Genomic DNA, 5,469 nt, shown 5'->3' on the forward strand with positions numbered 1-5,469 from the left:
CGACGATCGGGCAGCGGCCGTCGCCGACCACGCGGTGGTACCACAGCCAGGCCTCGGGGTTGATCGGCTCGCCGACCGAGCCGAGCAGCCGCAGCGAGGCGCGGCTGGTGGTCTTCACCGGGCCCTCGCCGTCGCGCATCAAGGCACGGATGGCGGTGGGGGCGGTGTAGAAGATGTTGACCTTGTGCTTGTCCACCACCTGCCAGAAGCGCGAGGTGTCGGGGTGGTTCGGCACGCCTTCGAACATCAACGTCGTTGCGCCGTTCGCCAGCGGCCCGTACAGGATGTAGCTGTGCCCGGTGACCCAGCCGACATCGGCGGTGCACCAGTAGACGTCCCCGTCGTGATAGTCGAACACGTACTGGTGGGTCATCGCGGCATAGACCAGGTAGCCGCCGGTGGTGTGCAGCACCCCCTTCGGCTTGCCGGTCGAGCCCGAGGTGTAGAGGATGAACAGCGGGTCCTCGGCGTTCATCTCCGCTGGCGGGCAGTCGGCCGAAACCTCGGCCGCCGCCTCGTGCAGCCAGATGTCGCGGCCTTCGGTCCAGCCGACCTTGCCGCCGGTGCGGCGCACCACGATGCAGCTGGTGACGTCGGGGCAGCTCTTCAGCGCCTCGTCGGCATTGGCCTTCAGCGCCACGGCCCGGCCGCCGCGCAGCCCCTCATCGGCGGTGATCAGGATGGTCGAGCCGCAATCGAGGATGCGGTCCTTCAGGCTGTCGGGCGAGAAGCCGCCGAACACCACCGAATGCACCGCGCCGATCCGGGCGCAGGCCAGCAGGGCATAGGCCGCCTCCGGGATCATCGGCAGGTAGACCGTGACCCGGTCGCCCTTCTTCACGCCACGCGCCTTCAGCACATTGGCCAGGCGGCTGACCTGCTCGTGCAGCTCGCGATAGGTGATGTGCCGGCTGTCCTTCGGGTCGTCGCCTTCCCAGATGATCGCGGTCTGGTCGGCGCGCTTGGCCAGGTGCCGGTCGATGCAGTTGGCCGACGCGTTCAGCGTGCCGTCCTCGAACCAGCGGATGTGGACGTCGCCTTCGAAGCTGGTGTCCTTGACCTTGGTGAAGGGCTTGATCCAGTCGACCCGCTTGCCGTGCTCGGCCCAGAAGCCGTCGGGGTCGCCGACCGACTGTTCGTACATCGCCTGGTACTTGGCGGAATCCACCCAGGCGCGCTTGGCCCAGTCGCCGGACACGGGGAAGAGGCTGGTGTCGCTGCTCATGGGGGTCTCCCGCTCGATCGTCTTCTCTGTCTGCCGGCTGCGCCGGCTCATCGCTCCGGCATTCATACCAAGAGGACCGCGCCTCTGGCCACGGCTTGATCCATGATTTCCGGAGTGCGACGCGGCGCATTGCTGCTGCGACGATCGGCGGGGTCGCCTTCTTGTCGCCGCTTTGGCATGGAAAGAGACACATCCCCCATAGCATCCGGTGCCGGTTCGGCCGCCCATGACCTTTCGCGCCCTGCTCCCCCGCCTGTTCCTGCTGCTGGCCCTCGGCTTCGCCGCCCTGCCGGCCGCGGCCCAGACCAATCCGGATTTCGACAAGCAGAGCGCGGGATGGCAGGGCACGCTGCGGCAGCTCTATGTCCAGCTGTCGGCGCAGAACCTGTCGGACGACGGCTACAACGCGTTGCGCACCCAGCTGTCGGCCGTGGTCGACCAGGCGCAGGCCGCGGCGGATGCCGCGAACACGACGCTGGGCCGGATCAAGCAGGTCAGCGACGCGCTGGGGCCGCCGCCGGCTGAAGGCGCCCCCCCGGAATCGGCCGATGTGGTGAAGCAGCGGCAGGAGCTGGCGGACGCCCTGGCGAAGTTCGACGGCCAGGTCCGGCAGGCCGAAGCGGTCAAGACCCAGGCCAACCTGCTGCAGCAGACCGCCGATGCGGCGCGGGTCGACCGGTTCCGGCGCGACCTGCTGACGGTGGCGCCCGCGGCCTTCGATCCGCAGGTCTGGGGCTCCGTCCCCGACCAGGCCACCTATCTGGCCACGCGGCTGATGCTGCCGTTCCAGGACCCGGCCGGCGCCGGCTGGGACGGGGTGGGCGAGATGGCCCGGCGCATCCTGTTCGCAACCATCGTCCTCGGCCTCGGCTGGCTGGCGCGGCGCTGGCTGCTGCGGCGGTTCGGCCGCCGTCCCTCGGAAACCGTGCCGTCCCTGCGGCGGCGGGCGGCCGCGGCCCTGGTCCTCACCATCGCCCATGGTGTGCTGCCCGCGATGATGACGCTGGCGGTGGCGGTGATCTGCGCCGGCTGGCTCGGCGATCGGCCGGCCAGCTATGTCGCGATGATCGCCCTGGGCGTCCTGGCCTGGGGCATCGTCGCCTATTTCCTGGCCTCGGCCGCGATCTCCGCCGCGCTGACGCCCGACGATCCCGCCTGGCGCCTGATCGACCTGATCGATGCCTCGGCCCGCACCCTGTGCCACCGGCTGCGGCTGGGGGCCGGGATCTGGGCCATCGCCGGGGTCACGCTGGCGATGGCCGACGGCCGCATCCTGATGCAGGGCGAGTTGCGCGCCCTGCTGGTCGCGGCCTCGCTGGCCGCGGGCGCGCTGGCGCTTCTGGCCCTGTTGCCGGGATCGCTGTGGGGCTATCGCGCCGATGTCGAGACCTCGCCGCAGGGTGAGCCGTCCGACGACCTGCCGGCCTCGGCCCGGCCGGCCGGGCGCTGGTCGCGGCTGCGCCTGCTGACCGCGCTGCTGGCCGTGGTGGTGCTGGTCGCCGGGCTGATCGGCTATCAGAAGCTGGCGCTGTACGTCACCTATCTGCTCGTCGCCACGATCGGCATCGGCGCCGCCTTCCTGATCCTGCGCGGCATGGTGCATGAAGCGATCGGCCGGTTCCTGACCCAGCCGGTCGGGCCGATGGCCCGGGTGCGCCACTCGCTGTTCCCGAACGATCGCGGCTTGTGGGTGTTCGAGACCGGCACCGCCCTGTGCACCGATATCGTCCTCGGCCTGGCCGCGCTGCTGGTGCTGGCGCCCATCATCGGGCTCAGCAGCAGCGACATCTCGGCGATCGGCACCACCGTCCTGAACGGGGCGAAGGTCGGCGGCGTCCGCATCGCGCCGCTCGACATCCTCGGCGCCATCGTCGCCTTCACCGTCGGCATCACCGCCACCCGCTTCCTGCAGCGGCGGCTCGACGCCCACTTCCTCGAAAAGCTGCAGATCGACCGCGGCCTGAAGAACTCGATCCGCACCGGCATCGGCTATCTCGGCGTGACGATCGCGGTGCTGCTCGGCGTCGGCGTGCTCGGGCTTGACCTGTCGAACCTGGCACTGATCGCCGGCGCCCTGTCGGTCGGTATCGGTTTCGGCCTGCAGAACATCGTCCAGAACTTCGTCGCCGGCCTGATCCTGCTGGTCGAACGGCCGGTGAAGGTGGGCGACTGGGTGGTGGTCGGCGGCGCCGAAGGCACGGTCCGGCGCATCAGCGTCCGCGCCACCGATATCCAGACCTTCCAGCGCTCCTCGGTGATCGTGCCGAACGGCAACCTGATCTCGTCCCAGGTCGTCAACTGGACACACAAGGACAAGAACGGCCGGGTCGACATCCCGGTCTCGATCGCCGCCTCCGCCGATGCCGAGGTGGCGCGCGAGATGCTGTTGGCGATCGCCAAGGAGGACAAGCGCGTCAGCGCCTTCCCGGCCCCGGTGGTGGCCTTCAAGAGCTTCAGCACCGGGACGCTGGACCTCGAACTGCGCTGCCACATCTCCGATGTCGACAACTTCGCCGGGGTCGGCACCGATCTGCGCTTCGCCATCTGGAAGGCGTTCCGCGCGGCCGGCATCGCGTTCCAGCCGATCGCGGCCGACATCTCGCTGCCGCAGGCGGTGCAGGTGCTGGCCACCGCGGTGCGCGAGCGCGATGGCGCCCGGCCGCAGCCTTCCGGCGAGACCCCGCCGGATAGTGCCGCGGTCGAGGAGACTCCGGCGGAGGCCCGGGAATCGTCGCATGCTGCATGACCTCGGCCGGGTCGTCGGCGACATCGCCCGCGACCGTCTGGACGAGGCGGCGGTGTACCGGAGCGAACGGCTCTACGCTCGTCCGAAGGCGCCGAAGGGGCCGGCCGGGGTGCTGGAATGCCCGATCTGCGGCACCCGGGCACGGCGCTTTCTGCCCTTCGGCCTGGACGGCCGGCGCAACGCCATGTGCCCGAACTGCGGCAGCGTCGAACGGCACCGCTTCCTCTGGCTGTACCTGACGGCCCGGACCGATCTGCTGACCGGCCGGCACCGGGTGCTGCATGCGGCGCCGGAGCCTTGGCTGGAACAGCGGCTGCGCGGCCTGCCCAACCTGCACTACCGCTCGGTCGACCTGTTCAACCCCTATGCCGACGTCCAGGCCGACCTGACGGCGCTGCCTTTTGCCGATGCCAGCTTCGACCGCGTGATCGCCAACCATGTGCTCGAGCACATCCCCGGCGACACCAGGGCGATCGCCGAGCTGGCGCGGGTGCTGCGGCCCGGCGGCCGCGCCATCATCATGGTGCCGTTCGACCCGAAGGGCCCGACGCAGGACGGTGCCGCCATCGCCGACGCGATGGAGCGGATGCGGCGCTTCGGCCACCCGTATCACTACCGCATCAACGGCCGCGACTTTCCGGACCGCCTCGCGGCAGCCGGCCTGGTCCCTGATATCATCGACAGCCGCCGCCTGCTGGGCCCGCACCAGCGCCGCCGCTTCCGGGTGAACCGCAACCACCTGTTCGACTGCCGACGCAGGCCGTTCGGAACTGCTACTGGTGCGGCCGTCTGACGGCGGTTTCTGTGCTTCCGGTGCTCACGGACGTTAAGTCCGCTGCGCGCCGGTTCTCGAAAACCACCGCCAGCCGACTCACACCAGCGCATTTCCAAACGGCCTCTGAGAGCCTGATTGTGTGAGCGGCGCTCCCAATGACGGTTCCGGCGCGAACCGACCTCGCCCAACCCGCGCCGTCATCGCGAGCCCGTAGGGCGTGGCGATCCAGGTTCGGGCCGCCTCGGGCTGCACGACTGGATTGCTTCGCTGCGCTCGCAATGACGGTGAAGGATGGGCGGCCACGTTCGATCGGCTGCGTCACCCGTCAGCTGCTGTCTTCAGGTGGACCATGTTGTCGGGCTGATGGCATGGGTGGATCGGCCGATGGAGCCGGGCCGTCCTCGGGGGAAGGCGGGGGCGATGGCTCCGGCCCCTGATCGGATGAAGATGGATCGGATGACGGCACCGCGGGGTGGTTCGGGGCCGCAGGGCGATCGGGGGTTCTGTCAGGGCCGGATGCCTTGGCGGCGACCTTGTCCGGGACCGGCGCTCCGTCCGGCCAGGCTTGCGGCCAGTGGGCGGGGTCCGGGGGCAGGCCCAGGTCGCGATAGATCCGGGCGATGACCTCGCCGGGGCCGCAGCGGTCGAGCGAGAAGCCGAAATCCGCGAGCTCGGTCAGGCTTTCCCGGTCCGGGCGATCCGGCGCCTCGGCCGGGTCCGGAC

The 5,469-nt window shown here is 70.1% G+C and carries 3 protein-coding genes and 1 pseudogene; 2 read left to right on the plus strand and 2 right to left on the minus strand.

Annotation, left to right across the window (positions count from 1 at the left end; all coding sequences use genetic code 11):
- A partial coding sequence (locus AC3XYG_RS29860) for an acetate--CoA ligase (RefSeq protein ID WP_489143515.1) occupies positions 1 to 1,225 on the minus strand: 1,225 nt, incomplete at its 3' end.
- Between the two features lie 226 nt (positions 1,226 to 1,451).
- On the opposite strand from AC3XYG_RS29860, the gene AC3XYG_RS29865 reads away from it, so the two are divergent.
- Both AC3XYG_RS29865 and AC3XYG_RS29870 read left to right on the plus strand, forming a co-directional pair.
- Positions 1,452 to 3,971, plus strand: coding sequence for a mechanosensitive ion channel family protein (locus AC3XYG_RS29865; RefSeq protein ID WP_489143516.1), 2,520 nt, complete (start codon positions 1,452 to 1,454; stop codon positions 3,969 to 3,971).
- Entirely contained in the window at positions 3,961 to 4,764 is an 804-nt protein-coding gene (locus AC3XYG_RS29870; protein ID WP_489143517.1) for a methyltransferase domain-containing protein, read from the plus strand. The genes AC3XYG_RS29865 and AC3XYG_RS29870 overlap by 11 nt, the downstream gene beginning before the upstream one ends.
- Positions 4,765 to 5,071: 307 nt before the next feature.
- Here AC3XYG_RS29870 and AC3XYG_RS29875 read toward each other — a convergent pair.
- Positions 5,072 to 5,469 (minus strand): annotated as a pseudogene (locus AC3XYG_RS29875) (hypothetical protein); the annotation flags it as partial.

Source organism: Inquilinus sp. (genome assembly GCF_057815775.1).